Below are 24,694 nucleotides of genomic sequence, written 5' to 3' on the forward strand. Positions count from 1 at the left end.
CGGCCGGCAGAACTCCGCTTTCGCCCCAACCGGCATACCAGAAACGCAAAAGCCCCTGAAGTCGGTTAAGAGATCAGGGGCTTGGCGTTTACACATATGGCGGGAAGATAGGGATTTGAACCCTAGGTGCTATCGCTAACACAACGGATTTCGAATCCGTCCCGTTCGGCCACTCCGGCATCTTCCCGTGGCGGCGCGCATGATAGCAGTACAAACGCGTTTGGCGAAGCCCAATCGGTAGAATTTTTCGCATGCTTTCAGATGCTTGCGTTGGCGGGCCATGCAGGTAGTTTCTGCCGCGCCTGGCAGACTGCGCTGAAACGGCTTGCCGGATGCAAACGCGCGGGGCGCAAACCGGCTGTTGCTCAGAGCCACGGCGCCAGCTGAGCCGGTTTGAGCGCGCATGCCGCCACGGCAAACACTTCGCGGGCATAGCCCGTTCCTACTGGCGCGCCGCAACGCGCGGCGAGCGCCCAGAAAAAAGAGGCGCCTAAGCGCCTCTCCTGTGCCGCACAGTGGTCGATCAGGCGGTCAGCCGGGTCAGCGCTTCGCGGTATTTGTCGGCGGTCTTCTGCGCGACCTCAGCCGGTACGGCCGGGGCCGGGGGCTCTTTGTTCCAGCCGGTGGATTCCAGCCAGTCGCGCACGAACTGCTTGTCGAAGCTCGGCGGGTTCTTGCCTTCGACGTAGCTGTCGGCCGGCCAGAAGCGGCTCGAATCGGGGGTCAGCACTTCGTCCATCAGGGTCAGGGTGCCGTTTTCGTCCAGACCGAACTCGAACTTGGTGTCGGCGATGATGATGCCACGGGTGGCGGCGTACTCGACGGCGGCGCTGTACAGGGCGATGGAGGTATCACGCACCTGGGCGGCCAGTTCGTCGCCAATGATCGCGGCGCACTGCTCGAAGGAGATGTTCTCGTCGTGGTCGCCAACGGCGGCCTTGGTCGACGGGGTGAAGATCGGTTGCGGCAGCTTGGAGGCTTCCTGCAACCCGGCTGGCAGCTGGATGCCGCAGACGGTGCCGCTGTTCTTATATTCCTTCCAGCCGGAACCGGCGATGTAGCCGCGCACGATGGCTTCCACGGCAACCGGCTTGAGGCGCTTGGCGACTACCGCGCGACCCTCGACCAGCGGCAACTCGGCGGCCGACACCACGTCTTCGACCTTGTCGCCGGTGAAGTGGTTGGGCACCAGGTGCGCCAGCTTGGCGAACCAGAAGTTGGAAATCGCGGTGAGGATCTTGCCCTTGTCCGGGATCGGCTCGGCGAGGATCACGTCGAAGGCGGAGAGGCGGTCGGTGGCGACCATCAGCATGCGCTGGTCGTCGATTTCGTAGAGGTCGCGGACTTTGCCCGAGTAGATCTTCTTCAGGCTCAGGGTTGCAGGAGTGGTCATATCGGGGTTTCCGCCTTTAGCAAACGAAACAGGCGAAACCTGGTGGGTTTCGCCTATCGGTATTACGACGCAGGAACAACCTGGGCTTAGCCAAGGTTCTCTTGAATCAGCTCCAGGATGCGACGTGCCACATCGGCTGGCGCCACGGTGTTCAGGTCTTTTTCCACGGTGACCTGGACGCTGTCGCCGACGGAGGTCAGGCGCACCTGGTAACGCTCGGCACGCGCATCGATTACTTCCTTGTCCGGCTTACCACCGAACAGGCTAGAGAAGAAGCCCGGCTCTTCGCCCTTCTTCTGCGCCCCTTCGGCCAGGTTGATGTAGTACACACCGAGGCTGCGGTTGAGGTCGTCGATACGCACATCGGCCGCTTCCAGGGAACGACCGATACCGGACCAAGCGCGGTCGAAATCGGCACCCAGGTTCAACACCGGGTTGCCGTTACCGTCTTCCGACAGGCTGACGCGGCTCGGGGCATCAAAGTCGCGCGCAGCCAGCAGCGATACGGAACCGCCCTGCTCGGCCCTGCGCTCCATGCTCACCAGCATTTCGTCGAGCAGCGCGGCTTCCAGGCTGGCATTGCCACTGCCGCTGGCGAAGGCCACATCGGCAGTGCTGCCAGCTGGACGCTCGGCACTGAGCACGAAGATTTCGCTGGTATTGCGTTGCACGCCAGGCTCGACACGCACCCGCACGCGGGTTTCGGCATCCGCCGCCAGGCCCGAGACACGACTGCTCAGGCGCTGCGCCATGGCCGAGGAGAGCTGATCGACGCGCTGCCAGGCGGTGACGAATTCGCCGATCTGCGGACGCTCATTGGCAATCTGGAAACCGTTGTCTTCGAAGAATTGGCGGGCGATCGGCCAGACTTCGCCCGGCACGCGCTGGCCGACCAGCCAGCGTGATTCGCCGCTTTTCTGCAAGCTGAACTCGCTGGCATCGGCACGTACGACCAGAGGCTGCGGGCGCGGGACTTCGAATTCACCCTCGGCCGTGCTGCTGGCAACCTGAGCCGGCACCGGCAGCAACGGATCGAGGCGCTTGGCCTCGACGTTTGCCGGCAACTGCATGGGGGCGGTTTGCCGAGCCATGAGGTAGTCGCTGCCGCGATCACGGAAATAGCCATCTTCACCATAGATCCAGCCACAACCGCTGGCACTGGAGATGATCAGAGCAAGTGCGGAGAGTCCGCCCAGTCGCTTCATGCGTAGTATTTCCTCAATTAAACCAAAACGCCGGACTGGCGCAGGGCCTGACGCAGCGGTTCATGACAACGCGGGCTGAGCCAGGTCAGCGGCAAACGGATACCGTCCGGCATCATGCCCATCTCATGCAGGGCGAACTTCACCGGAATCGGGTTGGACTCGATAAACAAGGCCTTGTGCAGCGGCATCAGGCGATCGTTGATGGCTCGCGCAGTTACGGCATCGCCAGCCATGGCAGCGGCACACAGCTCGCTCATGGCGCGCGGCGCAACGTTGGCGGTCACCGAGATGTTGCCCTTGCCGCCCATCAGCATCAGCTCGACGGCGGTGGCGTCATCGCCGGAATACACCAGAAAATCCTTGCTCACCCGATCCAGGACTTCCTGGCCGCGCTGCAGGTCGCCGGTGGCTTCCTTGATGCCGATGATGTTGGCGATCTTCGCCAGACGCTCGACCGTCTCTGGCAGCATGTCGCACACGGTGCGACCCGGCACGTTGTAGAGAATCTGCGGGATGGCTACTGACTCGGCAATATGCCGGAAGTGCAGATACAGTCCTTCCTGCGTGGGCTTGTTGTAATAAGGCGTGACCAGCAGGCAGGCATCGGCGCCCACATCCTTGGCGGCGCGCGTCAGTTCGACCGACTCGCGGGTGGAATTGCCACCCGTGCCGGCGATCACCGGGATGCGCCCGGCAACTTGAGCGACCACACGTCGGATCACTTCGATGTGTTCGGACACTTCCAACGTGGCCGACTCGCCGGTGGTACCGACCGCGACGATGGCGTTGGTGCCCTCTTGCAGGTGGAAATCCACCAGTTTGCTCAGGCTGTCCCAATCGAGACCACCTTGTGCATCCATGGGCGTGACCAGTGCCACCATACTGCCCGCAATCATGCAACCACTCCTGCCGGAAAAAAGAGAGCGGTAATGGTACTGGCGCCACCCACCTTGTACAAGCGAAGGAAAAGGCCGATCGGCCAGCGCGGTGACTGGGCGAGCAGCCCGGTATTCCTTTCACTCATGCATTGACTGGCATTCCCCTGAGCTGCGCTTTTCGCTACCCTTCCCGCTTTGCTCGGTACTCATTGTGGGCCGAGCGTTCATCGCTCTAGGAATGCTGCATGTCCACCCCCCCAGTTCGCGAACAATTCCTCGTCATCAGCGCACTCGGCCCCAACGCCATGGAGCTGACCAATGTGCTGTGCCGCACCAGCAATGAAAACCGCTGCGCCGTGATCAGTACCCGCCTGAGCCGACATGGCGAGTTCAGCGCCCTGGTGCTGCAGGTCTCCGGCAGCTGGGACGCCCTGGCGCGCCTGGAGTCGAGCCTGCCGGCCCTGGCCAAGAAGCACGCCTTCACGGTCAACGTGACGCGCAGCGCGGCGGCGGAAAACCGTCCCCAGGCGCTGCCTTACGTGGCCTATGTCAGCTCGGCCTACCGTCCGGACATCCTCAATGAGCTGTGCCAGTTCTTCATCGACCACAACGTCGAACTGGAGAGCCTGACCTGCGATACCTACCAGGCCCCGCAAACCGGCGGCACCATGCTCAATGCGACGCTGACCGTGACGCTGCCGGCTGGCACCCAGATCAGCTGGCTGCGCGACCAGTTCCTGGATTTCTCCGACGCCTTGAACCTGGACGCCCTGATCGAACCCTGGCGCCCCCAAAACCCATAAGGAAGCTGGCATGGCCGTAGCACTCGATACCCCGGTTGAAGATTTCCAGGCAGCGGCCACCAGCGGTCAGCAGGTTCAGCTGTCGGCACTGCAAGGCCAGCAGGTGGTGATCTATTTCTATCCGAAGGACAGCACCCCCGGCTGCACCACCGAAGGCCAGGGCTTTCGCGATCACTACCCGGACTTCCAGGCCGCCAACACCCTGGTGTTCGGCGTATCGCGGGACAGCCTCAAGTCCCACGAGAACTTCAAGGGCAAGCAGCAGTTCCCCTTCGAGCTGATCACGGACAAGGATGAGGCGCTCTGCCAGCTGTTCGACGTGATCAAGCTGAAGAAGCTCTACGGCAAGGAGTACCTGGGCGTCGACCGCAGCACCTTCCTGATCGATACGCACGGCGTGCTGCGCAAGGAATGGCGTGGAGTGAAAGTAGCGGGCCATGTCGAGGCCGTGCTGGCCGCGGCCCAGGAGCTGAACAACGCCTGAAGCCGTACGCATGAAAAAGGCCGCTTGCCGGGGTTCCCGCAAGCGGCCTTTTTGTTTCGACCATGCCTGGCCCGGCTATGCCAAGCGCCCCGACCTCACTCCTCCTGCAAGGCCAACTCCTTGCGCGGCCAGGCATTGAGCACGGCCTTGAACAGGGTCGCCAGGGGAATGGCGAAGAACACCCCCCAGAAGCCCCACAAGCCGCCAAACAGCAATACCGCGCAAATGATCGCCACCGGGTGCAGGTTGACCGCCTCGGAGAACAGCAGCGGCACCAGCACGTTGCCGTCCAGCGCCTGGATCACCCCATACACCACCATCAGATAGAGGAACTGATCGCCGAAGCCCCACTGGAACAGGCCGATCAGCGCCACCGGCACCGTCACCACCACCGCGCCGATGTATGGCACCACCACCGACAACCCCACCAGCAACGCCAGCAGCGCCGCATAGTTGAGCCCCAGCGCGGCGAAGGCGATGTAGGTGACGACGCCGCAAATGATGATCTCGATGAACTTGCCACGAATGTAGTTGGCGATCTGCTGGTTCATTTCCTGCGCCACCTGGGTAATCAGGGTGCGCTCGCGCGGCAGGTAGCCGCGAAACCAGGCACCGATCATCTCGCGATCCTTGAGGAAGAAAAACACCAGGATCGGTACCAGCACCAGGTAGATCATGATGCCGGCCAGCACTGGCAGGCTGGACAGGGAGAACGACAGCGCCCACTGGCCGAACTTGCCGGCCTCGCCGCTGATCGCCTCGGTCAACTGCAGCACCTGGGCATCGCTGATCAGATCCGGGTAACGTTCCGGCAACAGCAGAAACAGCGCCTGCCACTCACCGAGCATGCGCGGCAGTTCGTTGAACAGGGTGCTCAACTGGCGCCAGATCAGCGGCATCAACACCAGCAGGAACAACACCAGCGAGCTCAAGAACAGCAGGTAGACCAGCGCCACCGCCATGAGACGCGGCAGGTGCAGGCGCTCCAGGGCATTGACCAACCCTTGCATCAGAAATGCCAGTACCAGACCGGTCAATACCGGCGCCAGCATGCCCCCGAGGGTCAGCACGGCGGCGAAACCGAGCACCAACAGTACCGCCAGCACCACCGCCTGTTCGTCGGAAAAATAGCGGTGCATCCACTCGCGTAACACCTTAATCATCAATAGTCCTTAGATCGAAACAGCCCACGCAGAACGCGCATCAGGCTTTACGCAACCAGTAGCGATACACACCCGCCTCTTCCTCTTCACGCAGCAGGCCGTGGCCTGCGAGCCTGGCGAAGGCACGAAAATCCCGTTGCGAGCCGGCATCCGTGGCAATGACCTTGAGCACTGCACCGCTTTCCAGGCGGTTCAACTCCAGCTTGGCCTTGAGCAACGGCAGCGGGCAGTTCAACCCACTGGCATCCAACTCGGCGTCGCAGGCACCGTCCCATTCTTGTCCATCGTTCATTCGAGCCCTCCTAAACAGCGCCAAGGATACCCAAGACCGTGCAACCCTGGCCAGGTGAGCGCTTGCCCGGCTACAGTAACGACTTTGTTCGCCAAGAGCTCTGTGCATGAATGTTCTGCGCCCCATCCTGCTGACACTCGCCTGCCTGACCGCCCAGACGGGCCTGGCCAGCGATCTACCGTCACTCGGCGACGCCAGCTCCGCGATTGTCTCGCCCCAGCAAGAACATCAGCTTGGCCGTGCCTGGCTGAGCCTGTTGCGCGGCCAGATCCGCCAACTGGCGGACCCGCAGCTCAAGGATTTCGTCGAGAGCAGTGTCTATCGCCTGGGAGAAACCAGCGAACTGAAGGATCGGCGCCTGGAATTCGTCCTGCTCGACAGCCCGCAGATCAACGCCTTCGCCGCGCCCGGCGGAATCATCGGGGTCAACGGCGGCCTGTTCCTCTATGCCCAGACCGAAGCCGAATATGCCTCGGTCATGACCCACGAACTCGCCCACCTGTCGCAACGCCACTTTGCCCGCGGCCTGGAAGCCCAGCAGCGCATGCAACTGCCGCTGATGGCGGCAATGCTCGCCGGGATCGTGGCCGCAGCGGCGGGAGCGGGCGATGTCGGGATAGCCGCCATCGCCTCGACTCAGGCGGCTGCCATTCAAGAGCAGCGACGCTTCTCCCGACAGAATGAGCAGGAGGCCGACCGGATTGGCCTGGTCAATCTGGAGAAAGCCGGCTACGACCCCCGCGCCATGCCGAGCATGTTCGAACGCCTGATGCGCCAATATCGCTACGACCGCAAGCCGCCGGAATTCCTCCTGACCCACCCGGTATCCGAGTCGCGCATCGCCGACACCCGCAACCGCGCCGCACAGACCAAGGCCGGCGGGGTGACCGACAGCGCACGCTACCAGTTGATGCGCGCCCGCGTGCAACTGATCTACGAAGATACCCCGGGACTGGCGGCCAAGCGCTTTCGCGCCCTGCTCGATGAAACCCCCAAACTGCAAGCCGCGCGCTATGGCCTGGCCCTGGCACAGATCAAGAGCGGCCAATACCAGAAGGCCCGCGAGAGCCTGCAACCCTTGCTCCAGGCGGAGCCCGATAATATCGCCTACAACCTGGCCCAGATCGAACTGGACAGCGCCTCCAACCACCTGCCGGACGCCCAGAGCCGCATCGAGCGCCTCATGAGCAACTACCCGAACAATTACCCCCTGCAGCAGGCGCGCATCGACGTGCTGATGAAACAGACACGCCCCCAAGATGCCGAGCGCGCCCTCGATGAACTGCTGAAGAACCGTCCAAAAGACCCCGACGTCTGGTATCAGGTCGCCGAAGTGCGCGGCCTCAGCGGCAACACCATCGGCTTGCACCAGGCGCGCGCGGAATACTTCGCACTGGTCGGCGACTACGATCAGGCGATCGAACAACTCGACTTCGCCAAACGCCGGGCGACCAACAACTTCCCGCTCGCCTCACGCATCGACGCGCGGCAACGCGAACTGCTGGAAGACCAGCGCATCATCGAGCAGATGCTGCGCTAGGCCGGCGGCAACAATTGCCTATTTGGATCTGAATCTGGGCGGGCTAAATGCCGCAGGCGACCCCATGGATGGGGAGATAGTAAAAATCCCTGGGGCATTTTCGAGGACAGTCGCTGCTGGCGAACCGGCTCAGACCCGCGCGAAGGCAGAAAAGGCCTCGAGCACCCGCTCGATGTCCTCGCCACTAACATCCAGGTGCGTGACCATGCGCAGACGCGACGCGGCCGTCAGCCTGATCCCGCGCTCGGCGCAGAAGGCCTGGAGGGCGCCGGCCTGCTCGCCGACCTGGGCATAGACCATATTGGTCTGCACCGGCTCGACCGCGTAGCCCAACTGGCGCAACCCGTCTGCCAGGCGTTCGGCATTGGCGTGATCCTCGGCCAGGCGCGCCACCTGATGCTCCAGGGCATAGAGTCCGGCGGCAGCCAGCACGCCGGACTGGCGCATGCCGCCGCCGACCACCTTGCGCCAACGCCGCGCCTTGCCGATCAGTTCGTCGCTGCCACACAGCACCGACCCCACAGGCGCGCCCAGGCCCTTGGACAAACAGACCGAGACCGAATCGAAGTGCTGGGTGATGTCCATGGCCGGTACGCCCAGCCTGACCGCCGCGTTGTACAGCCGCGCGCCGTCCAGGTGCAGGGCCAGGCCACGCCTGTGGGTCAACTCGCGGGCAGCGGCCAGATAAGTCATCGGCAGGACCTTGCCCTGCATGGTGTTTTCCAGCGCCAGCAGGCGGGTGCGGGCGAAGTGGAAGTCATCCTGCTTGATGGCCGCCTCGACCTTGGCCAGGTCCAGCGAGCCGTCGGCTTCGCCCTCGATTGGCTGCGGCTGGATCGAGCCGAGCACCGCGGCGCCGCCGCCTTCGTATTTATAGGTGTGCGCCTGCTGGCCAACGATGTACTCGTCACCACGCTCACAGTGGGCCATCAGGCCGAGCAGGTTGCTCATGGTGCCGGTCGGCACGAACAGCGCGCGGGCAAAGCCCAGTTCGGCCGCCAGGTGCTGCTCCAGGCGGTTGACCGTGGGATCCTCGCCGTAGACGTCATCGCCCAGCTCGGCGGCCAGCATGGCCTCGCGCATGCCCGGGGTTGGCTGGGTAACGGTGTCGCTGCGCAGGTCGATGACGGACATGGACGGTTCCCTTGATCTGACGAAACAGCCGATGCTAAGGCGCCCCGAACATGGGAACAAGGTACAGATGGGCAAATAGGGCGCAGGACAATTACGCAGCCCACCAGGCCATAGCCCTGCGTTGCGCCGATGGTGGGTTACGGCGCAGCGGATCTTGCTGGCTCATCGCTATCGGCAGCAGGCGCCTAACCCACCCTACAGGGGGCGGTACATGGGTAAGTAGCCAGGAATGACCAATCAGGCCAGCTGCACGTCTTCGGCGGGGGCGACGAGGATGGCGGCGCGCAGACCGTTTTTCACCCTGGGGTTGGGGAAGATGATCCGGGCGCCCGGCTCTTCCACGACCCAGCGGGTGTCGGCCAGGTCCTCGGCCAGCAGGTAGCCGACCGGCAGCTGGCTGAAATTTTCGACATTCGCCGGCAGGTGCAGCTTGAAGGTATCGCTGTGCTTGATGATTTCCCGCGCCACGGCGAACAATTGCATGCCGTCCAGCTCGGTGCCTGGCGGCCCCGGTTCTGGCTCGCAGCCTTCGATGATGTGCTGCAGACGCTGTTCGAGCCGCCCCAGATTGACCTCCTGGTTCTGCCCGAAGGCCCGCGCCTTACCCAGCTCCAGGGTGAAGGATTCCGCCCCCAGCTGCGTGTAGGTATAGGCACTGAAGGTGATCGAGCTTTTGTTGTGCAGCAGCACCGCCTCGATCCCCGCGGCATTCAGCCGGGCCAGCTCGCGCAGGCTGCGTGGTCGCCCCTCCTGCCAGGGATAGAGGGCGAACTGCTCGATTTTGGAGGCCCGGATCGCGGTGTGCAGGTCGTAGTGCAGGCGCGTGCGCTCGGGCTTGCTGAAGAACGTGGCGGCCAGGTGTTCGAGATCACAGGCACGCATGGCCTCGACCCCGGCATGCTGTTCGTGCTGGCCGTTGAACAGGCGATTGATGTCCTGCTCGATATAGCGCTCGCCGCGACGGATCGCCGGCGGGTTGCCGAACAGGAAGAGAATGCGCGCGCGCGGCTTCAGCTCGCCACGGGCAATACCGTGCAGCAGGCGGTCGAGCAATTCGATGGGGGCGGTTTCGTTGCCGTGGATGCCGGCCGAGAGCAGCAGATCCAGGCCATTATCGCTGGCCGCTGGCGGTGTCACTTCCAGTGCGCCTTCGGCCAGCCAGCGCATGCGCGCGCCCTCGGGCGTCAGCTGGATCTTCGCTGCCGGTTCGTGGCCGGCCAGGGTCAATTCAAGCAGTTTGCCGAGGGCAAGCATAGGAGTTACCTCAATCGTGATTGCAGTCAGGGCCGTGCACGTGCTCGTGCTCGTCGTCGCCGGGCTCGGCCGCTTCCATCTCCAGCTCCAGGCTGACCAGATTGGTGGCCAGCGGACGCAGCAGCAGGTTGGCGTACTCGCTGTCACCCTCCGCCACGTCCACGCCGATCATCAACTGACCGTTACCCACCTGCTGAAACCAGACTTCCTTGCCCTGCCACATCACCGCAAAGCGGGTGCAGGTCGTTTCCAGCTGGGTGCCATCTTCATCTTCGAGGATCAGTTGCAGGACATCGGACATTATTCAAAGCTCCACGCTATAGGCCACAAGCAGCAAGTTTAGAACGCCAAGCGTGCGCTTGAGGCTGGTCGCTTGCCTGCTCAGTTCAATTGAAAAGGATAAACCGCGCCCAGTTTAAGGATCTGGGTCAATTCATCCAATGCCGTGCGGCATTCAATCAACAATTGCGGATCGGCCAAGTCGTTCTCGCTGAGGCTATCGCGGTAGTGCTTGTCGACCCAGACGTTGAGCGTGTCATACAGATCTGGAGTCATGATCACCCCCGGGTTCACCGCCGCCAGCTCATTGTCCTTGAGCGCCACGCGCAGACGCAGGCAGGCCGGGCCGCCACCGTTCTGCATGCTTTGCTTGAGATCGAACACCTTGATCTCGCGAATCGGCCCGCTGCCGCTGGTGAGCTGCTGCAGGTAATTCCACACATTGCCGTTATTGCGGCACTCCTCCGGCACGATCAGCAACATGCCGCCAGCGGCGCGCGACAATAACTGGCTGTTGAACAGGTAGGACTTCACCGCGTCCTCCACCGTGACCGCAGCGCGCGGCACGCACACCGCCTGCAGGTTGCCGCCGCGACGAGCGAGCTTGTCGCCCAGTTCGGCCAACACCTTGTCGGTGTCGAGGAAGGCGTCCTGGTGATAGAACAGCACTTCGCCGTTACCCACCGCGATCACGTCGTTGTGGAATACCCCCTGATCGATCACCGCCGGGTTCTGCTGAGCATAGACCACCCCGGCTTCGCTCAACCCGTGCAGGCGCACCACGGCCTGCGAGGCTTCCAGGGTCTGCCGCGCCGGGTAGCGTTGCGGCGCCGGGAAACGGCTGTCGAAGGCGCTGCGACCGAACACGAAGAACTCCACCCCGGCCTCGCCATATCCGTTACAGAAGCGCGTGTGATTGGCCGCGCCCTCGTCGCCGAACTGGGTGACCGCCGGCAGCGCCGGGTGATGGGCAAAATGCTGCTGGTTGGCGAACATGGCGCCGAGCACGCGGCTGGTGGTCGGGTGCTCGATGCTGCGGTGGAACTTGCAATTGAGGTTGGCAGCGGTGAAGTGCACCCGGCCATCGGCCGTATCGGCACTGGGGCTGACGGTGCAGGCATTGGCCGTCCACATGCTCGAGGCCGAGCAACTGGCGACCAGCAGCGGCATGGCTTCTTTTGCCGCCCGCGCGATGACCTGGGCATCGCTGCCGGTAAAGCCGAGGCGGCGCAGCACCGCGACATCCGGGCGCTCCTGCGGAGCCAGCACGCCCTGCTTGAAGCCCATTTCCATCAGCGCCTTCATCTTCGCCAGACCCTGCTTGGCGGCCTCTTTCGGGCTGGAGGCGGCCTGACTGTTGCTCTGCGACGCGACGTTGCCGTAGGACAGGCCACCGTAGTTATGGGTCGGGCCGACCAAACCGTCGAAATTCATCTCATAGGCGGACATTACAGGCTTACTCCCGGGGTCAGGGTGGCAGGCAGGCTCAGGCTTTCACATTCCAGCGAGGCCACCGGATAGGCGCAGTAGTCCGCCGCGTAGTAAGCACTGGCGCGGTGGTTGCCGGAGGCACCGACGCCACCGAACGGCGCCGTGCTGGCGGCGCCGGTCAGCTGCTTGTTCCAGTTGACGATGCCGGCGCGGCTGTGCAGCCAGAACTGCTGGTAGCGCGCCGCAGAATCCGACAGCAAACCGGCGGCCAGGCCGAACTGGGTGTTGTTGGCCTCGGCGATCGCCCCCTCGAAATCGGCATAGCGGATGACTTGCAGCAGCGGGCCGAAGAACTCTTCGTCCGGGCGCTCGGCCACCGCGCTGACATCAATAATGCCCGCAGTGAGCAAGGCGGCGCCGGGCAGCGGCTGGGTCATCGCCAGCAGCGCCGTGGCACCCTTGCCGAGCAACTGCTGCTGGGCCTGCAGCAGCTGTTCGGCTGCCGCCAGGGAAATCACCGAGCCCATGAAGGGCGCCGGCTGCTCGTCATAACGACCGACCCTGAGCTGCCCGGCAACCTGGACCAGGCGCGCGAGCAAGGCATCGCCCCAGTCGCCCAGCGGCACCAGCAGACGACGCGCACAGGTGCAGCGCTGGCCGGCGGAGATGAAGGCCGACTGCACGATGGTGTACACCGCCGCCTCGACATTGGCGACCTGATCGACGATCAGCGGGTTGTTGCCGCCCATTTCCAGGGCGAGGATCTTGTCCGGGCGCCCGGCGAACTGGTTGTGCAGCAGATTGCCGGTACGGCTCGAGCCGGTGAAGAACAAGCCGTCGATGCCGGGGTTGCCGGCCAGGGCCACACCGGTGTCGCGCGCGCCCTGCAGCAGGTTGAGCACGCCGTCCGGCAGACCGGCTTCGATCCAGCACTTGAGCGTCAGTTCGGCGACTTTCGGCGTCAACTCGCTGGGTTTGAACAGCACGCAGTTACCCGCCAGCAACGCCGGCACTATGTGGCCGTTGGGCAGGTGACCGGGGAAGTTGTAGGGGCCGAACACCGCCACCACGCCATGCGGCTTGTGCCGCAGCACGGCAGTGGCATCGGCCAGCGGGGCACTCTTCTCGCCGGTGCGTTCGCGGTAGCTCTGCACCGAGATGGCAACCTTGTTGACCATGCTGGTCACTTCGGTGGCCGACTCCCACAGCGGCTTGCCGGTTTCCTCGCCAATTGCCTGGGCCAGCTCGTCGGCATGCGCCTTGAGGGCCACGGCGAAACGCTCCAGCGCGGCGATGCGCCAGTCCAGGGAGCACGCAGCCCAGCCCGGAAATGCCGCGCGGGCCGCCTGCACGGCCGCCTCGACCTGGGCGGCGGAAGCCGCCTGGCCACGCCAGACCACGGCCTGAGTGACCGGATTCAACGACTCCAGGGCTTCGCCCTGACCAAGCTGCCAGCTACCGGCGATGTAATGAGTGCTCATATTGTTGTATCACTCCCAGCAATTTCATCACCCGGCCTTGCGCCGGGTGCACTGTTCGATCGAAAGGCCCGGATCAACTCCAGGCGCTTCGGGGTATTCAGCCGCGAGCCGACAGCGGCACCGCTCTGACCTGATCGCCAACCGCCAACTGCAAACGCTTGGCGGTCAACGGATCGACCACCAGGGTACCGGCGGCCAGGCGTGCCGCGCCGACGGTGATCCGGCAGTCTTCGCGCTTGCGGTTGTGAATCAGGAAGTTGGTGGCGTCATCGCCCGGCGTGCCTATGGCCAGCACCAGTGCCTGACTGTCGCGCACCGCACGGATTTTCGCGGTTTCCGCCTCGATGGCCGGGCCGGCGTCGAAGATGTCGACATAGCCCTGGTAACTGAAGCCTTCGCCCTTGAGCATGGCCAGCGCCGGCTCGGTATCCGGGTGCACACGGCCGATGATGTTGCGCGCATCTTCGGAGAGGAAGCAGGTATACAGCGGGAACTTGGGCATCAACTCGGCGATGAAGGCCTTGTTGCCGACCCCGGTCAGGTAGTCCGCCTGGCTGAATTCCATCTTGAAGAAGTGTCGCCCCAGGCTTTCCCAGAACGGCGAGCGCCCTTGTTCGTCGGACATGCCGCGCATCTCGGCGATCACCTTGTTGCCGAACAACTCGCGGAACTCGGCGATGAACAGCATGCGCGCCTTGGACAACAGACGACCATTGAGCCCCGTACGGTGATCGGCCCGCAGAAACAGCGAACACAGCTCGGAGTTGCCGGTCAGGTCGTTGGCCAGAAACAGGGTGGGAATCTGCCGGTGGATATTCAGTTCCTGCGAGGCGCTCACGGTCAGCCCCACACGGTAGTTGTACCAGGGCTCGCGCAGACCGACCGCGCCGGCCACGGCGGAAATACCCACCACCTGGCCCGCGTCGTTTTCCAGCACGAACAGATAATCGGCATCGGCACGATCGGCCTTGCCGGTGAAGGTCTTCTCCGCCCAACTCACGCGGTGCGCCAGGCGCTCCTCGTTGGCTGGCAGGGTGGTCAAGCCGGCGCCGGTAGTGCGCGCCAGATCAATCAGGGCCGGAAGATCGGCGGTGCGAACGGGACGAACGATCATGCGCTAACTCCTTAAACCGCAACCAGACGCACGCTGGCGCCCTCGCCGACGCCGAGGGCTTCGGCAGCTTCAAGACTGAGGGTGACCGGCTTGCCGGGCACCCAATCCAGATCCGCGACAATCGCGCGGAAGTCCTGCAGCAGGCCATTGCTGACCAGATACGGACGCCCACCCTGGATCGGCTCGCCGACCCTGACCGGCACCACGCGGCTCTGGGCGATGGAGCGAATCCCCGAGGTACGTGCATGCAGGGTCGGCCCGCCATCGAAAATATCGATGTAATGGTCGGTCTCGAAGCCTTCGCGCATCAGGATGTCGAAGGTCACCTGCGCCCGCGGGTGCACCTGACCCATGGCCTCCTGGGCCGCATCCGGCAGCAGCGGCACATAGATCGGGTAGTGCGGCATCAACTCGGCCAGAAAGGTCCGGCTTTTCAGCCCGCACAGGCGCTCGGCCTCGGCGTAATTCATGTCGAAGAAGTTGCGCCCCACCGCATCCCAGAACGGCGAATCGCCGTGCTCGTCGCTGTGGCCGACAATCTCCACCACCACCGCATCGGCGAAGCGCTCCGGATGATTGGCGACGAACATCAAGCGTGCACGCGAGTTCAGCTCGCACCAGATGCTGCCCACCAACGGCCGCTCGACGTAGAAACTGGTCAGCAGGCTGTTACCGGTCAGGTCATGGCACAGCGAGAGCACATGGATCTTGTTGTGGATCTTCAGCTCACGGGAGTTGTGCACGAAGGTTTCGTTGCGAAAGCTGTAGAAGGGCTCGGAGTAGCCGGCCGAGGCGACAATCCCGGAGCAGCCGAGCAGGCGTCCGCTGTCGCTGTCTTCGAGGACGAAGAAATAGCTCTCCTCACCATTGAAGCTCACCTCGGCGGCCAGCGAGGCCTCCGACGCCGCAATCTTGTCGCGCAGGCGACCGGCGTCGTCCGGCAGCGAAGTCACACCAACCGGGCTGTCCGCGGCGAGACGCTGCACTTCACTCAGGTCGGCCATTTGCGCGGGGCGCATCACCAGCATGGTGTCACTCCTTTCTCAATAAAAATCCCAGGCCGCTCAGCGCGAACCGCCTGGAAAAACCGTAACCCGAAGGCCACAGCACACACGGAGACAGTCATCCCTGGAAAGTAGCTCGGCTTATCCGTAAGCCGAGCAAGCGCAGCCGTGGCGACCGCAAGGGGGTCGCCGCCGGACTGTCGACTCAGGCTTGCGTCAGCTGGACCAGCGCACGCTCGAAGCGGGCCAGGCCTTCTTCGATATCGGCATCTTCCACCACCAGGCTCGGGGCGAAACGCACCACGTCGGGGCCGGCTTGCAGCACCATCACGCCTTGCGCCACGGCGGCATCGAGAATCACCTTGGCCTTGCCTTTCCAGGCATCGCTCAGCACCGCGCCGATCAACAGACCGAGGCCGCGGACCTGGCTGAACATGCCGTACTGCTCGCCGAGCCGCTCCAGCGTGGTCGTGAAGCGCTGCTGCTTGGCTTTCACCCCCGCCAGCACTTGCGGGGTGTTGATCACATCGATCACCGCCTCGGCCACCGCACAGGCCAGCGGGTTGCCGCCGTAGGTGGTGCCATGGGTGCCGACCACCAGGTGTTTGGCCAGCGCCTCGGTCGTGAGCATGGCGCCGATCGGGAATCCACCACCCAGGCTCTTGGCGCTGGAGAGGATGTCCGGTGTCACGCCGAAATGCTGGTAGGCGAACAGCGAGCCGCTGCGGCCCATGCCGGTCTGCACTTCGTCGAAGATCAGCAGCGCGTCGTGCTGGTCACACAGCTCACGGGCCGCCTGCAGGTAGGCCAGATCGGCCGGCAATACACCGCCTTCACCCTGGATCGGCTCCAGCACCACGGCGCAGGTCTTGGCGGAAACTGCGGCTTTCAGCGCCTCGATATCGTTGTACGGCACATGGCTGATGCCCTGGATCTTCGGCCCGAAGCCATCGGAATACTTGGGCTGACCACCAACACTGACGGTAAACAGGGTGCGCCCGTGAAAACTGTTGGTCGCCGAGATGATTTCGTACTTGTCTTCGCCGAACTTGTCGAACGCCACCCGCCGGGCCAGCTTGAAGGCGGCCTCGTTGGCTTCGGCACCGGAGTTGCAGAAGAACACCCGCTCGGCGAACGTGGCGTCGACCAGCTTGTGCGCCAGGCGCAGGGCCGGCTCGTTGGTGAACACGTTGGAAATGTGCCACAGGGTGTTGGCCTGCTCGGTCAACGCGCCGACCAGGGCCGGATGGCAATGGCCCAGGGCATTCACGGCGATGCCGCCGGTGAAATCGATCAGCTCGCGACCACTTTGATCCCAGACTCGGGAACCCGCGCCGCGGACCGGAATGAAGCTGGCCGGGGCATAGTTGGGAACCATGACTTGGTCGAAATCGGCGCGTTGCACCGGATCGTGCTGATCGGACATCGGAACTCTCCTGACGAGTAACACCTGCATTGAGTGGCAGGCGATGGGAAGGATTGTAGGGATTGATTCGGGCCTGGCATTGCCGCCATGCGACAACTTCTTATAGCGCCAACCCGAGGAAAACCGCAGCTTTCGCAAATGCGACAGAAAGCGTCGGGAAGGCGCAGTTTAAATGCTGTTCGCCCCACACGCGTACAACTTGCGCAGTTTCCTCACAAGCTGACCGGCGAGTTTTACCCCTGCATCAACCCCGTGCGGGCCAACAGGCCGGTGAAAAAAGCTCGCGTGCGAAGGCCGGGCGGGGAATCAGCCAAGCAGGCAGCCTGGACTGGCAGGCCAGTGGGCGAGCGATACAGGTGCATCAATCGCGGCACGCGCTGCTCGCAGCGGGTTCGCCCCGAGCGCGCAGCGTCGCCTGGCCGTGGGCCGCCGTTTTTCAACATCCTGCTAAGCCGTGATCGGCTGCCCCTGCACCACGGGCGGGCGGGCCAGGCCGAGAAAATCGCTCAAGGCGACCTTCTGCGCGATCGCATCCTGATACCCCAGCTCGATCAGCTCGTTGCAATAGCCGGCCTCGAACAGCAGATAACTGAGCACACCCGCACCGCTGATCTTGGTCGCCCCCGGCCCGCGCAGGAACAGGCGCAGCGCCGCCGGCATCTCGTGGCGATGGCGGGCGGCGATCGCATCCAGCGGCTGGCTCGGCGAAATCACCAGCACCTCCACCGGATTGAGCCCCAGGCCTCGCGGGCGCTGCTCAGGCGCAATCAGCTTGCTCATCAGGTTGAGCCGCTCGAGCAGTTCGATATCGCCTTCCAGGCTGTCGATAAAGGTGCTGTTGAGCATATGCCCGCCGATTTGCGCCAGGCTCGGCGGCTTGGCGGCCTGTACCGCCCCAATGACATCGCTCCCGTGCTCAGCCTGCGGGTTATGGCTGACGCCAACCACCAATACCCGGTTAGCGCCCAGGTGCAGTGCCGGACTGATAGGGGCGGACTGGCGCACGGCGCCGTCGCCGAAATATTCGCGGTTGATCTTCACCGCCGGAAACAGCACGGGGATGGAAGAGCTGGCCAGCAGATGCTCGACGGACAAGCGGGTCGGCACACCGACCCGGCGATGGCGCATCCAGGGGTCGATGGTGGCGCGCCCCTGATAGAAGGTCACCGCATGCTCGGACTCGTAGCCGAACGCCGTCACCGCCACGGCGCGCAACTGGCGCTGGCGCACCGCTGCCGCGATCCCGGAGAAATCCAGTTCGCGCCGGATCAATTCGTCCAGCGGCGAACTGTCGAGCAGCGCCACCGGCAGCTGCCTGCCCAGGCCGAGCAAGCTGTGACCGACGAAACGGCTGGCCTGACGCAATACCCCCAGCCAGTCGCTGCGGTACACCTGATGCGTATGAAAACCCTGCCAGACGGCGCTCAGCCGGCGAACCGCTTCGCCAAAATTCAAGGCCCCACACGCCAGGCCGACCGCATTGATTGCCCCCGCCGAAGTGCCGACGATCACCGGAAAGGGATTCTGCGCGGGATCCGGCAACAAATCCGCAATCGCCGCCAGCACCCCGATCTGATAAGCCGCCCGCGCGCCACCACCGGTGAGAATCAACCCGGTTACCGGCTCGTTGGAGGGCGCGTTGGCTGTCATAGGGAGTTCCGAAAGTCCATGTGATTGGCTGGCCGGGATGAACCACGCGCGGGCCAGTTAGACGCCTAACCGCGGCGCTTCTGGTACATCTTCGCCTCACCGGTCGGGCGCGTCTTGAAGCGTCGGTGGGCCCACAGGTACTGCTCGGGCTGCAGGCGAATCGCCGCCTCGATCCACTGATTGACCCGTAAACAGTCGGCTTCCTCGCTCTCCCCGGGGAAATCGGCCAGCGGCGGGTGCACCACCACCTTATAGCCGGAACCGTCGTCCAGTCGTGTCTGGGTGAAGGGAATCACTCGCGCCCGGCCCAGGCGGGCGAACTTGCTGGTCGCCGTCACCGTCGCGGCCGGTACGCCAAACAGCGGCACGAAAATACTGCGCTGCGCGCCATAGTCCTGATCCGGCGCGTACCAGACCACCCGGCCGGCGCGCAGCAACTTGAGCATGCCACGCACATCGTCACGCTCGATCACGCCCTGCAGCCGCTGCTCGCGACCGCGCCGCTGGATGAAGTCGAACAATGGATTCTTGTGCTCGCGGTACATGCCGTACATGTGCTGGCGCATGCCCAGCAGACCGCCGCCCATTTCCAGGGTGGTGAAGTGCAGGGCCATCAGCAGCACACCCTGCCCTTCGGCCTCGGCCGCGCGCAAATGCTCAAGCCCCTCGACCTGCCCCAACCTGGCCAGCCGCGGCGCCGGCCACCACCAACTGATCGCCATCTCGAAGAAGGTCATGCCGGTCGAGGCGAAGTTTTCCCGCAACAGGCTGGCGAGCTCATCGGCCGACAGTTCGGGGAAACACAGCTCCAGGTTGCGCGCGGCGATCTGCCGGCGCGAACGCGCCAGGTGGAACATCAAGCCGCCCAGCCGACGCCCCAGCCACATCAATGCCCGGTAAGGCAGCAACGAAACCAGCCACAGCGAACCGAGCCCCAGCCACAGCAGCCAAAAACGCGGATGGAGGAAGTAGGCACGAAAACGAGGACGATCCACGGATGATTCCACACGAACGACAAAGGCCGGCATTCTACAGGACTCAGAGGCTGTGAAAATATCGAGCGCCGTAGCGAGAGCGTCTCCTGGTGTTCACGGCAAGATGCGTTAGGCGAAAAGCGGGGAGTTTAGTGAGCTAAATGACCCTGTTTTTGCCTAACGCAGCGCCAGCAGCGGGTGCCAGGAGGCGGTCGCAGTAGGCGAGAGTTTTTGCATAGCCTCTCAGCCCGGCTTGCGGTCCAGCGGCGTCATGCTGCCCGCCCTCGCCGCCAGGCACGTGCCCACAGGGATGGGGGCAATGCCACAAGCCCGCCTACAGTCAAGCGCGACCCGTGCGGTACAGACGCGTCTTGAAGCGCCGCTGGCTCCACAGGTACTGCTCGGGACAGCCCGCTCGGTCCACTGCTTGAGCAACCGGCAGTCGGCCTCATCGCTGGCGGCCGGAAAACCGCTGCAGCAGCGCGCGCCAACGCGAGCAACAGCCGGTACGGCAACTGCACGAGCAACCACAGCAGCACCAGCCCCAGCCACAACAGCCAGAAACGCGGATGCAGGAAACAGGCACGAAAACGAGGACGCGCCATGGCGCATTTCGCACGAACGATAAAGCACGCCATTTTACCGACCCCAGACGCGGCTTGCAGCCCAGCGGGGTTATCGCTATAAGTCCGGGCTACTTTCGTCACGACCGTCAAGGCGTATCAGGCAGACCATGAGCCAAGCCGATCTACTCGAGCAAGACCCCGTATTCCAGCTCAAGGGCAGCATGCTGGCCATCACCGTGCTGGAACTGGCGCACAACGACCTCGAGCGCCTCGACCAGCAACTGGCGGCCAAAGTCGCCCAGGCGCCGGCCTTCTTCAGCAATACCCCGCTGGTGTTGGCCCTGGACAAGCTGCCGGAAGGCGAAGGCAGCCTCGACCTGGCCGCGCTGATGGCCGTATGCCGCAGCCATGGCCTGCGCACCCTGGCCGTGCGTGCCAACCGTGAAGACGACATCGCCGCCGCCGGCGCCCTGGATTTGCCGGTGCTGCCGCCCTCCGGCGCCCGCGAGCGCCCAGTCGATCCGACCGGCGGTAGCGCAGCGCCGAAAAAGCCGGAAAAGCCCGCAGAACCCGAGGTCAGGCCGAGCAAGATCATCACCAGCCCGGTACGCGGCGGCCAGCAGGTCTATGCCCAGGGCGGCGACCTGATCGTCCTGGCGCCGGTGAGCTCCGGCGCGGAACTTCTCGCCGATGGCAACATCCATGTTTACGCGCCCATGCGCGGCCGCGCCCTGGCTGGCATCAAGGGCAACACCAAGGCACGCATCTTCTGTCAGCAAATGGGCGCCGAACTGCTGTCCATTGCCGGTCAATACAAGGTCGCCGAAGACCTGCGCCGTGACCCTTTATGGGGCGAGGCGATACAGGTCAGCTTGTCGGGTGACGTGTTGAACATCACCCGCCTTTAACGGATACTGCCGCCAATTTTCAGGGACATAAAAAAGGCATCTGGAAGCCGCATATGGCTGTCGGATTCCCGTCTTTCTTCACATTTTGGGGTGAATCACCTTGGCCAAGATCCTCGTAGTCACTTCCGGCAAGGGTGGCGTGGGTAAAACCACCACCAGCGCCGCCATCGGTACCGGCCTCGCCCTGCGCGGGCACAAGACTGTCATTGTCGACTTCGACGTCGGCTTGCGTAACCTCGACCTGATCATGGGCTGCGAACGCCGCGTGGTGTACGACTTCGTCAACGTGGTCAACGGCGAAGCCACGCTGAAGCAGGCGCTGATCAAGGACAAGCGCCTGGAAAACCTTTACGTGCTGGCCGCCAGCCAGACCCGCGACAAAGACGCGCTGACCGAAGAAGGCGTGGAAAAAGTCATCGAGGAACTGCGCAAGGACTTCGAATACGTGGTCTGCGACTCCCCGGCCGGTATCGAGAAAGGCGCGCACCTGGCGATGTATTTCGCCGATGAAGCGATTGTCGTGACCAACCCCGAGGTTTCCTCGGTGCGCGACTCCGACCGCATGCTCGGCCTGCTGGCGAGCAAATCGCGCCGCGCCGTGAAAGGCGAAGAGCCGATCAAGGAACACCTGCTGCTGACCCGCTACAACCCCGAGCGCGTGACCCGCGGCGAAATGCTCGGCGTGGAAGACGTCGAGGAAATCCTCGCCATCCGCCTGCTCGGTGTGATCCCGGAATCGCAAGCGGTGCTGAAAGCCTCCAACCAGGGCGTACCGGTCATTCTCGATGACCAAAGCGACGCCGGTCAGGCCTACAGCGATGCCGTCGACCGTCTGCTCGGCAAGGAAGTTACCCATCGCTTTCTCGATGTGCAGAAGAAAGGACTCATGCAACGCCTGTTTGGAGCTCGCTAATGAATATTTTTGACTTCTTTCGAGAACGCAAAAAGGAACCCACTGCGTCCATTGCGAAAGAGCGTCTGCAGATCATCGTCGCCCACGAGCGCGGTCAGCGCAGCCAGCCGGATTACCTGCCGGCCCTGCAGCAGGAACTGGTCGAGGTGATTCGCAAGTACGTCAATATCGACTCGGACCAGGTCCAGGTCGCCCTGGAAAACCAGGGCAGCTGCTCGATCCTGGAACTCAACATCACCCTGCCGGATCGCTGATCGGCGCGCTGCAGGCGCGCTGCTGGCGCCTGCAGAGACACCCACTGCACACAGAATCGGCGACCTTGGTCGCCGATTGCGTTTCCCGGAAGCCCCCATGCCGCTCAGTCAAGTCGAAATTCTCCACCAGGACGCCGCCCTGCTGGTGATCAACAAGCCCACCCTGCTGCTCTCGGTGCCCGGCCGGGCCGAGGACAACAAGGATTGCCTGGTCACCCGCCTGCAGGACAACGGCTTCCCGGAAGCGCGCATCGTCCATCGCCTGGACTGGGAAACCTCAGGCATCATCGTCCTGGCGCGCGACGTCGACAGCCACCGCGAACTGTCGCGCCAGTTCCACGACCGCGAGACCGAAAAAGCCTACATCGCCCTGTGCTGGGGCCAGCCCGAGCAGGACAGCGGCAGCATCGACCTGCCGCTGCGCTACGACCCGCCGACCAAGCCACGTCATGTGGTCGACCATGAGGTCGGCAAACACGCCCTGACCCACTGGCGCGTACTCGAACGCCGTGACGATTACTGCCGGGTCGAACTGACGCCGATCACCGGCCGCTCGCACCAACTGCGCGTACACATGCTGTCGATCGGCCACCCGCTGCTCGGCGACGCCCTCTACGCCCCGCCCCAGGCCCTGGCCGCCTACCCGCGCCTGTGCCTGCACGCCTGCATGCTCGGCCTGACCCACCCGCAAAGCGGCGAACGCCTGCGCTTCGACTGCCCCGCACCGTTTTAGCGCCACCTCCGCGACCCGCCAAGCAGCAAACCCGCAACCCGACGCCAGCCGGCGCACGTCGGCGGCATGCGCCCGCTCCCCGGATGACGCTGGCGCTGATCCGGGCTACCTAGGCCTACGATCGTTGCCAGACGCGGCATCGCCGCACTTATGCCCGCCGCCCAGAAGCTGCGGCTATAAATCATTCGATAATGTTCTTAACCCCCCCTTGAAGCCGAACCCGGCCGCCAACATATAAAACTCGACGGGGCGCAAAGCCTCGGCCTTGAGCCCCGCAAACACGTCTCTGGTGAATACCCCACAGGAGGTTTGCGATGTACGAGTCCCTGCTTAACTTCCCCGGCGGCCTGCTCGCCGAGTTCGAACGGTTGCAGCAGGAGTTGCAGCAAGAGTTTGCCAATCCGGGACGACCGGGCAGCATCCGCGCGCTGGCCAGCGGCGCCTTCCCGGCACTCAACGTCGGCAGCAGCCCTTCGGCAATCGAGATCTACGCCTTCGCCCCGGGTCTCGACGCGAGCAAGCTGGATGTGCAGATCGACCACGGCCTGTTGTCGATCAGCGGCGAGCGCGAGAGCGCCCTGCCACAAGACAACGGCACCCTGTCGACCTATGCCAACGAACGCTTCGCCGGCCCCTTCAAGCGCACCGTCAGCCTGCCCGGCGATGCCGACCCGGAAAAGGTCCAGGCGCACTACCGCAACGGCGTGCTGCACATCACGGTCGCGCGCCAGGAATCGGCACAACCGAAACGCATCGACATCCAGTGACCTTGCCGTCACACCCAAGCCACGAATCTGTCTCGATGGAGGAAACCGCGATGACCGACAAACAAGACAAAGCCGCAGTCCGCCGCAGCGAATCCGCGGACGAGCTGCAGACGCTGCTGCCAGCAGTGGATGTGTTCGAGGACAAGGACGGCATCCTGCTGCTCGTCGACATGCCCGGCGTGCCCAAGGACAAGCTCGAACTGCGGATCGACAACGACACCCTGCTGATCGAAGGCAACATAGCCCCCGACACCCCGGAAAACATGCAAGCGGTGTATGCCGAGGTGCGCCTGTCGCGCTATCGCCGGGCCTTCAGCCTGAGCAGCGACCTGGATACCGCGCGGATCGACGCGCAGCTGCGCGATGGCGTGCTCAACCTGCGCATTCCCAAGCATGCCTATGCGCAACCGCGCAAGATCGAGGTCAAAGTCGCCTGAACCGCTGAAGCGGCCGCCCCCCGCTGCAGCGCGCGGCCGCTCGCAACCCGGAGATCACCCCATGGAAAAGCTCACCGAACTGAAACACAGCCTGGAGGAAACCTGGCACTCGCTCGGCGATGACTGGCGCCACCTGCGCGAGCGTGCCAGCGGTGCCCTGACCCGCTTCACCCCGCTGGCCAAGAACAACAAGGCACCGGCAACCACGTCGACAGCCGCCGAGTTCCCCTCGGCAAACTGGGCCCTGCTGGCCGGCGACCTGTTCGAGGACAACGACAAGTTCGTGGTCCGCCTCGAAGTGCCCGGCCTGGACAAACAGGACCTGGATATCGAAGTGCGCAGCGACATGCTGATCGTGCGCGGCGAGAAGCGCTATGAACAGGAGTCCAGCAGCGGCCAGTATCGTATCCGCCAATGCGCCTTCGGCAGCTTCCACCGCAGCATCCCGCTGACGGCGCCGGTACTGGCCGACAAAGCCACGGCCAGCTACCGCAACGGCGTACTGCGCATCGAACTGCCGAAGACGGAACAGGCCAGCGGCCGGCGCCTCGAGGTGCGCGGCGACTGACCCGCCAGCACAGGCATCGCGCCGGCGGCCGGCCCCGGCCCGG

The 24,694-nt window shown here is 63.9% G+C and carries 25 protein-coding genes, 1 tRNA gene and 1 pseudogene; 10 read left to right on the plus strand and 17 right to left on the minus strand.

Features of this window, described 5'->3' with window-relative positions:
- Nucleotides 1-97: 97 nt before the first annotated feature.
- From PH586_RS18605 to dapA, 4 genes are all read right to left on the minus strand, one after another.
- Nucleotides 98-187 (minus strand) — tRNA-Ser (locus tag PH586_RS18605).
- Between the two features lie 336 nt (nucleotides 188-523).
- The gene (locus tag PH586_RS18610; protein ID WP_271349289.1) at nucleotides 524-1,393 is read right to left on the minus strand and encodes a phosphoribosylaminoimidazolesuccinocarboxamide synthase; all 870 of its coding nucleotides are present in this window, start codon (nucleotides 1,391-1,393) and stop codon (nucleotides 524-526) included.
- A gap of 86 nt (nucleotides 1,394-1,479) precedes the next feature.
- Entirely contained in the window at nucleotides 1,480-2,598 is a 1,119-nt protein-coding gene (bamC, locus tag PH586_RS18615) for an outer membrane protein assembly factor BamC (protein WP_271349290.1), read from the minus strand.
- A gap of 17 nt (nucleotides 2,599-2,615) precedes the next feature.
- A complete protein-coding gene (dapA, locus tag PH586_RS18620; RefSeq protein ID WP_271349291.1) occupies nucleotides 2,616-3,494 on the minus strand; it encodes a 4-hydroxy-tetrahydrodipicolinate synthase in 879 nt (292 codons plus the stop codon).
- Between the two features lie 227 nt (nucleotides 3,495-3,721).
- On the opposite strand from dapA, the gene PH586_RS18625 reads away from it, so the two are divergent.
- Nucleotides 3,722-4,279 (plus strand): glycine cleavage system protein R, encoded by a 558-nt coding sequence (locus PH586_RS18625; protein WP_271349292.1) that lies wholly within the window; start codon nucleotides 3,722-3,724, stop codon nucleotides 4,277-4,279.
- A gap of 10 nt (nucleotides 4,280-4,289) precedes the next feature.
- Nucleotides 4,290-4,763: a peroxiredoxin gene (locus PH586_RS18630; protein WP_271349293.1), complete on the plus strand. Its 474-nt coding sequence runs from the start codon at nucleotides 4,290-4,292 to the stop codon at nucleotides 4,761-4,763.
- A 95-nt stretch (nucleotides 4,764-4,858) separates the two neighbouring features.
- On the opposite strand, the gene PH586_RS18635 is transcribed toward PH586_RS18630, so the two are convergent.
- Both PH586_RS18635 and PH586_RS18640 read right to left on the minus strand, forming a co-directional pair.
- Nucleotides 4,859-5,926, minus strand: a complete 1,068-nt coding sequence (locus tag PH586_RS18635; RefSeq protein ID WP_271349294.1) for an AI-2E family transporter — start codon at nucleotides 5,924-5,926, stop codon at nucleotides 4,859-4,861.
- 40 nt (nucleotides 5,927-5,966) lie between these two features.
- Entirely contained in the window at nucleotides 5,967-6,218 is a 252-nt protein-coding gene (locus PH586_RS18640) for a sulfurtransferase TusA family protein (RefSeq protein WP_271349295.1), read from the minus strand.
- Between the two features lie 106 nt (nucleotides 6,219-6,324).
- Between PH586_RS18640 and PH586_RS18645 the strand changes: the two genes are divergently transcribed.
- The gene (locus tag PH586_RS18645; RefSeq protein ID WP_271349296.1) at nucleotides 6,325-7,758 is read left to right on the plus strand and encodes a M48 family metalloprotease; all 1,434 of its coding nucleotides are present in this window, start codon (nucleotides 6,325-6,327) and stop codon (nucleotides 7,756-7,758) included.
- A gap of 129 nt (nucleotides 7,759-7,887) precedes the next feature.
- Here PH586_RS18645 and ltaE read toward each other — a convergent pair whose 3' ends face one another.
- The 11 genes and pseudogenes from ltaE to PH586_RS18700 form a co-directional block, all read right to left on the minus strand.
- Nucleotides 7,888-8,892: a low-specificity L-threonine aldolase gene (gene ltaE, locus PH586_RS18650; protein ID WP_271349297.1), complete on the minus strand. Its 1,005-nt coding sequence runs from the start codon at nucleotides 8,890-8,892 to the stop codon at nucleotides 7,888-7,890.
- Nucleotides 8,893-9,129: 237 nt separating this feature from the next.
- A complete protein-coding gene (gene astE / locus PH586_RS18655; RefSeq protein ID WP_271349298.1) occupies nucleotides 9,130-10,146 on the minus strand; it encodes a succinylglutamate desuccinylase in 1,017 nt (338 codons plus the stop codon).
- A gap of 10 nt (nucleotides 10,147-10,156) precedes the next feature.
- Nucleotides 10,157-10,447 (minus strand): topoisomerase II, encoded by a 291-nt coding sequence (locus tag PH586_RS18660; RefSeq protein WP_271349299.1) that lies wholly within the window; start codon nucleotides 10,445-10,447, stop codon nucleotides 10,157-10,159.
- An 80-nt stretch (nucleotides 10,448-10,527) separates the two neighbouring features.
- The gene (astB, locus tag PH586_RS18665) at nucleotides 10,528-11,874 is read right to left on the minus strand and encodes an N-succinylarginine dihydrolase (protein ID WP_271349300.1); all 1,347 of its coding nucleotides are present in this window, start codon (nucleotides 11,872-11,874) and stop codon (nucleotides 10,528-10,530) included.
- A complete protein-coding gene (gene astD / locus PH586_RS18670) occupies nucleotides 11,874-13,337 on the minus strand; it encodes a succinylglutamate-semialdehyde dehydrogenase (RefSeq protein ID WP_271349301.1) in 1,464 nt (487 codons plus the stop codon). The genes astB and astD overlap by 1 nt, the downstream gene beginning before the upstream one ends.
- A gap of 97 nt (nucleotides 13,338-13,434) precedes the next feature.
- Nucleotides 13,435-14,451: an arginine N-succinyltransferase gene (astA, locus tag PH586_RS18675; RefSeq protein WP_271349302.1), complete on the minus strand. Its 1,017-nt coding sequence runs from the start codon at nucleotides 14,449-14,451 to the stop codon at nucleotides 13,435-13,437.
- 11 nt (nucleotides 14,452-14,462) lie between these two features.
- Nucleotides 14,463-15,479 (minus strand): arginine/ornithine succinyltransferase subunit alpha, encoded by a 1,017-nt coding sequence (gene aruF, locus PH586_RS18680; protein ID WP_271349303.1) that lies wholly within the window; start codon nucleotides 15,477-15,479, stop codon nucleotides 14,463-14,465.
- 181 nt (nucleotides 15,480-15,660) lie between these two features.
- The gene (locus tag PH586_RS18685) at nucleotides 15,661-16,881 is read right to left on the minus strand and encodes an aspartate aminotransferase family protein (protein ID WP_271349304.1); all 1,221 of its coding nucleotides are present in this window, start codon (nucleotides 16,879-16,881) and stop codon (nucleotides 15,661-15,663) included.
- A gap of 447 nt (nucleotides 16,882-17,328) precedes the next feature.
- A complete protein-coding gene (locus tag PH586_RS18690; protein WP_271349305.1) occupies nucleotides 17,329-18,531 on the minus strand; it encodes a patatin-like phospholipase family protein in 1,203 nt (400 codons plus the stop codon).
- Between the two features lie 65 nt (nucleotides 18,532-18,596).
- Nucleotides 18,597-19,526 carry a lipid A biosynthesis lauroyl acyltransferase gene (locus PH586_RS18695; RefSeq protein WP_271349306.1) on the minus strand — a complete coding sequence of 310 codons (930 nt, stop codon included), beginning with the start codon at nucleotides 19,524-19,526 and terminating at the stop codon, nucleotides 18,597-18,599.
- A gap of 446 nt (nucleotides 19,527-19,972) precedes the next feature.
- A pseudogene (locus PH586_RS18700) lies at nucleotides 19,973-20,110 on the minus strand (LpxL/LpxP family acyltransferase); the annotation flags it as partial.
- Nucleotides 20,111-20,238: 128 nt separating this feature from the next.
- On the opposite strand from PH586_RS18700, the gene minC reads away from it, so the two are divergent.
- From minC to PH586_RS18735, 7 genes are all read left to right on the plus strand, one after another.
- A complete protein-coding gene (gene minC, locus PH586_RS18705) occupies nucleotides 20,239-20,979 on the plus strand; it encodes a septum site-determining protein MinC (RefSeq protein ID WP_271349307.1) in 741 nt (246 codons plus the stop codon).
- A gap of 100 nt (nucleotides 20,980-21,079) precedes the next feature.
- A complete protein-coding gene (gene minD, locus PH586_RS18710; RefSeq protein ID WP_238042868.1) occupies nucleotides 21,080-21,892 on the plus strand; it encodes a septum site-determining protein MinD in 813 nt (270 codons plus the stop codon).
- A complete protein-coding gene (gene minE / locus PH586_RS18715; RefSeq protein ID WP_271349308.1) occupies nucleotides 21,892-22,146 on the plus strand; it encodes a cell division topological specificity factor MinE in 255 nt (84 codons plus the stop codon). Before minD ends, minE begins: the two co-directional genes overlap by 1 nt.
- A gap of 97 nt (nucleotides 22,147-22,243) precedes the next feature.
- On the plus strand, nucleotides 22,244-22,879 hold the full coding sequence (locus tag PH586_RS18720) for an RluA family pseudouridine synthase (protein WP_271349309.1): 636 nt from the start codon (nucleotides 22,244-22,246) through the stop codon (nucleotides 22,877-22,879).
- Between the two features lie 314 nt (nucleotides 22,880-23,193).
- Entirely contained in the window at nucleotides 23,194-23,646 is a 453-nt protein-coding gene (locus PH586_RS18725; RefSeq protein ID WP_271349310.1) for an Hsp20/alpha crystallin family protein, read from the plus strand.
- 50 nt (nucleotides 23,647-23,696) lie between these two features.
- Complete coding sequence (locus tag PH586_RS18730) at nucleotides 23,697-24,083, plus strand: Hsp20/alpha crystallin family protein (RefSeq protein WP_271349311.1); 387 nt, start codon at nucleotides 23,697-23,699, stop codon at nucleotides 24,081-24,083.
- Nucleotides 24,084-24,144: 61 nt separating this feature from the next.
- Nucleotides 24,145-24,651 carry an Hsp20/alpha crystallin family protein gene (locus tag PH586_RS18735; RefSeq protein ID WP_271349312.1) on the plus strand — a complete coding sequence of 169 codons (507 nt, stop codon included), beginning with the start codon at nucleotides 24,145-24,147 and terminating at the stop codon, nucleotides 24,649-24,651.
- Nucleotides 24,652-24,694 lie beyond the last annotated feature (43 nt).

The sequence above is a fragment of the Pseudomonas aestuarii genome (assembly GCF_027988105.1).
Taxonomy (GTDB): Bacteria; Pseudomonadota; Gammaproteobacteria; order Pseudomonadales; family Pseudomonadaceae; genus Aquipseudomonas; species Aquipseudomonas aestuarii.

Excerpts from the sequence above, each read along its gene's own strand:
- PH586_RS18610 (WP_271349289.1), bottom strand. The coding sequence starts at position 1,393 with ATGACCACTCCTGCAACCCTGAGCCTGAAGAAGATCTACTCGGGCAAA.
- bamC (WP_271349290.1), bottom strand. The coding sequence starts at position 2,598 with ATGAAGCGACTGGGCGGACTCTCCGCACTTGCTCTGATCATCTCCAGT.
- dapA (WP_271349291.1), bottom strand. The coding sequence starts at position 3,494 with ATGATTGCGGGCAGTATGGTGGCACTGGTCACGCCCATGGATGCACAA.
- PH586_RS18625 (WP_271349292.1), top strand. The coding sequence starts at position 3,722 with ATGTCCACCCCCCCAGTTCGCGAACAATTCCTCGTCATCAGCGCACTC.
- PH586_RS18630 (WP_271349293.1), top strand. The coding sequence starts at position 4,290 with ATGGCCGTAGCACTCGATACCCCGGTTGAAGATTTCCAGGCAGCGGCC.
- PH586_RS18635 (WP_271349294.1), bottom strand. The coding sequence starts at position 5,926 with ATGATTAAGGTGTTACGCGAGTGGATGCACCGCTATTTTTCCGACGAA.
- PH586_RS18640 (WP_271349295.1), bottom strand. The coding sequence starts at position 6,218 with ATGAACGATGGACAAGAATGGGACGGTGCCTGCGACGCCGAGTTGGAT.
- PH586_RS18645 (WP_271349296.1), top strand. The coding sequence starts at position 6,325 with ATGAATGTTCTGCGCCCCATCCTGCTGACACTCGCCTGCCTGACCGCC.
- ltaE (WP_271349297.1), bottom strand. The coding sequence starts at position 8,892 with ATGTCCGTCATCGACCTGCGCAGCGACACCGTTACCCAGCCAACCCCG.
- astE (WP_271349298.1), bottom strand. The coding sequence starts at position 10,146 with ATGCTTGCCCTCGGCAAACTGCTTGAATTGACCCTGGCCGGCCACGAA.
- PH586_RS18660 (WP_271349299.1), bottom strand. The coding sequence starts at position 10,447 with ATGTCCGATGTCCTGCAACTGATCCTCGAAGATGAAGATGGCACCCAG.
- astB (WP_271349300.1), bottom strand. The coding sequence starts at position 11,874 with ATGTCCGCCTATGAGATGAATTTCGACGGTTTGGTCGGCCCGACCCAT.
- astD (WP_271349301.1), bottom strand. The coding sequence starts at position 13,337 with ATGAGCACTCATTACATCGCCGGTAGCTGGCAGCTTGGTCAGGGCGAA.
- astA (WP_271349302.1), bottom strand. The coding sequence starts at position 14,451 with ATGATCGTTCGTCCCGTTCGCACCGCCGATCTTCCGGCCCTGATTGAT.
- aruF (WP_271349303.1), bottom strand. The coding sequence starts at position 15,479 with ATGCTGGTGATGCGCCCCGCGCAAATGGCCGACCTGAGTGAAGTGCAG.
- PH586_RS18685 (WP_271349304.1), bottom strand. The coding sequence starts at position 16,881 with ATGTCCGATCAGCACGATCCGGTGCAACGCGCCGATTTCGACCAAGTC.
- PH586_RS18690 (WP_271349305.1), bottom strand. The coding sequence starts at position 18,531 with ATGACAGCCAACGCGCCCTCCAACGAGCCGGTAACCGGGTTGATTCTC.
- minC (WP_271349307.1), top strand. The coding sequence starts at position 20,239 with ATGAGCCAAGCCGATCTACTCGAGCAAGACCCCGTATTCCAGCTCAAG.
- minE (WP_271349308.1), top strand. The coding sequence starts at position 21,892 with ATGAATATTTTTGACTTCTTTCGAGAACGCAAAAAGGAACCCACTGCG.
- PH586_RS18720 (WP_271349309.1), top strand. The coding sequence starts at position 22,244 with ATGCCGCTCAGTCAAGTCGAAATTCTCCACCAGGACGCCGCCCTGCTG.
- PH586_RS18725 (WP_271349310.1), top strand. The coding sequence starts at position 23,194 with ATGTACGAGTCCCTGCTTAACTTCCCCGGCGGCCTGCTCGCCGAGTTC.
- PH586_RS18730 (WP_271349311.1), top strand. The coding sequence starts at position 23,697 with ATGACCGACAAACAAGACAAAGCCGCAGTCCGCCGCAGCGAATCCGCG.
- PH586_RS18735 (WP_271349312.1), top strand. The coding sequence starts at position 24,145 with ATGGAAAAGCTCACCGAACTGAAACACAGCCTGGAGGAAACCTGGCAC.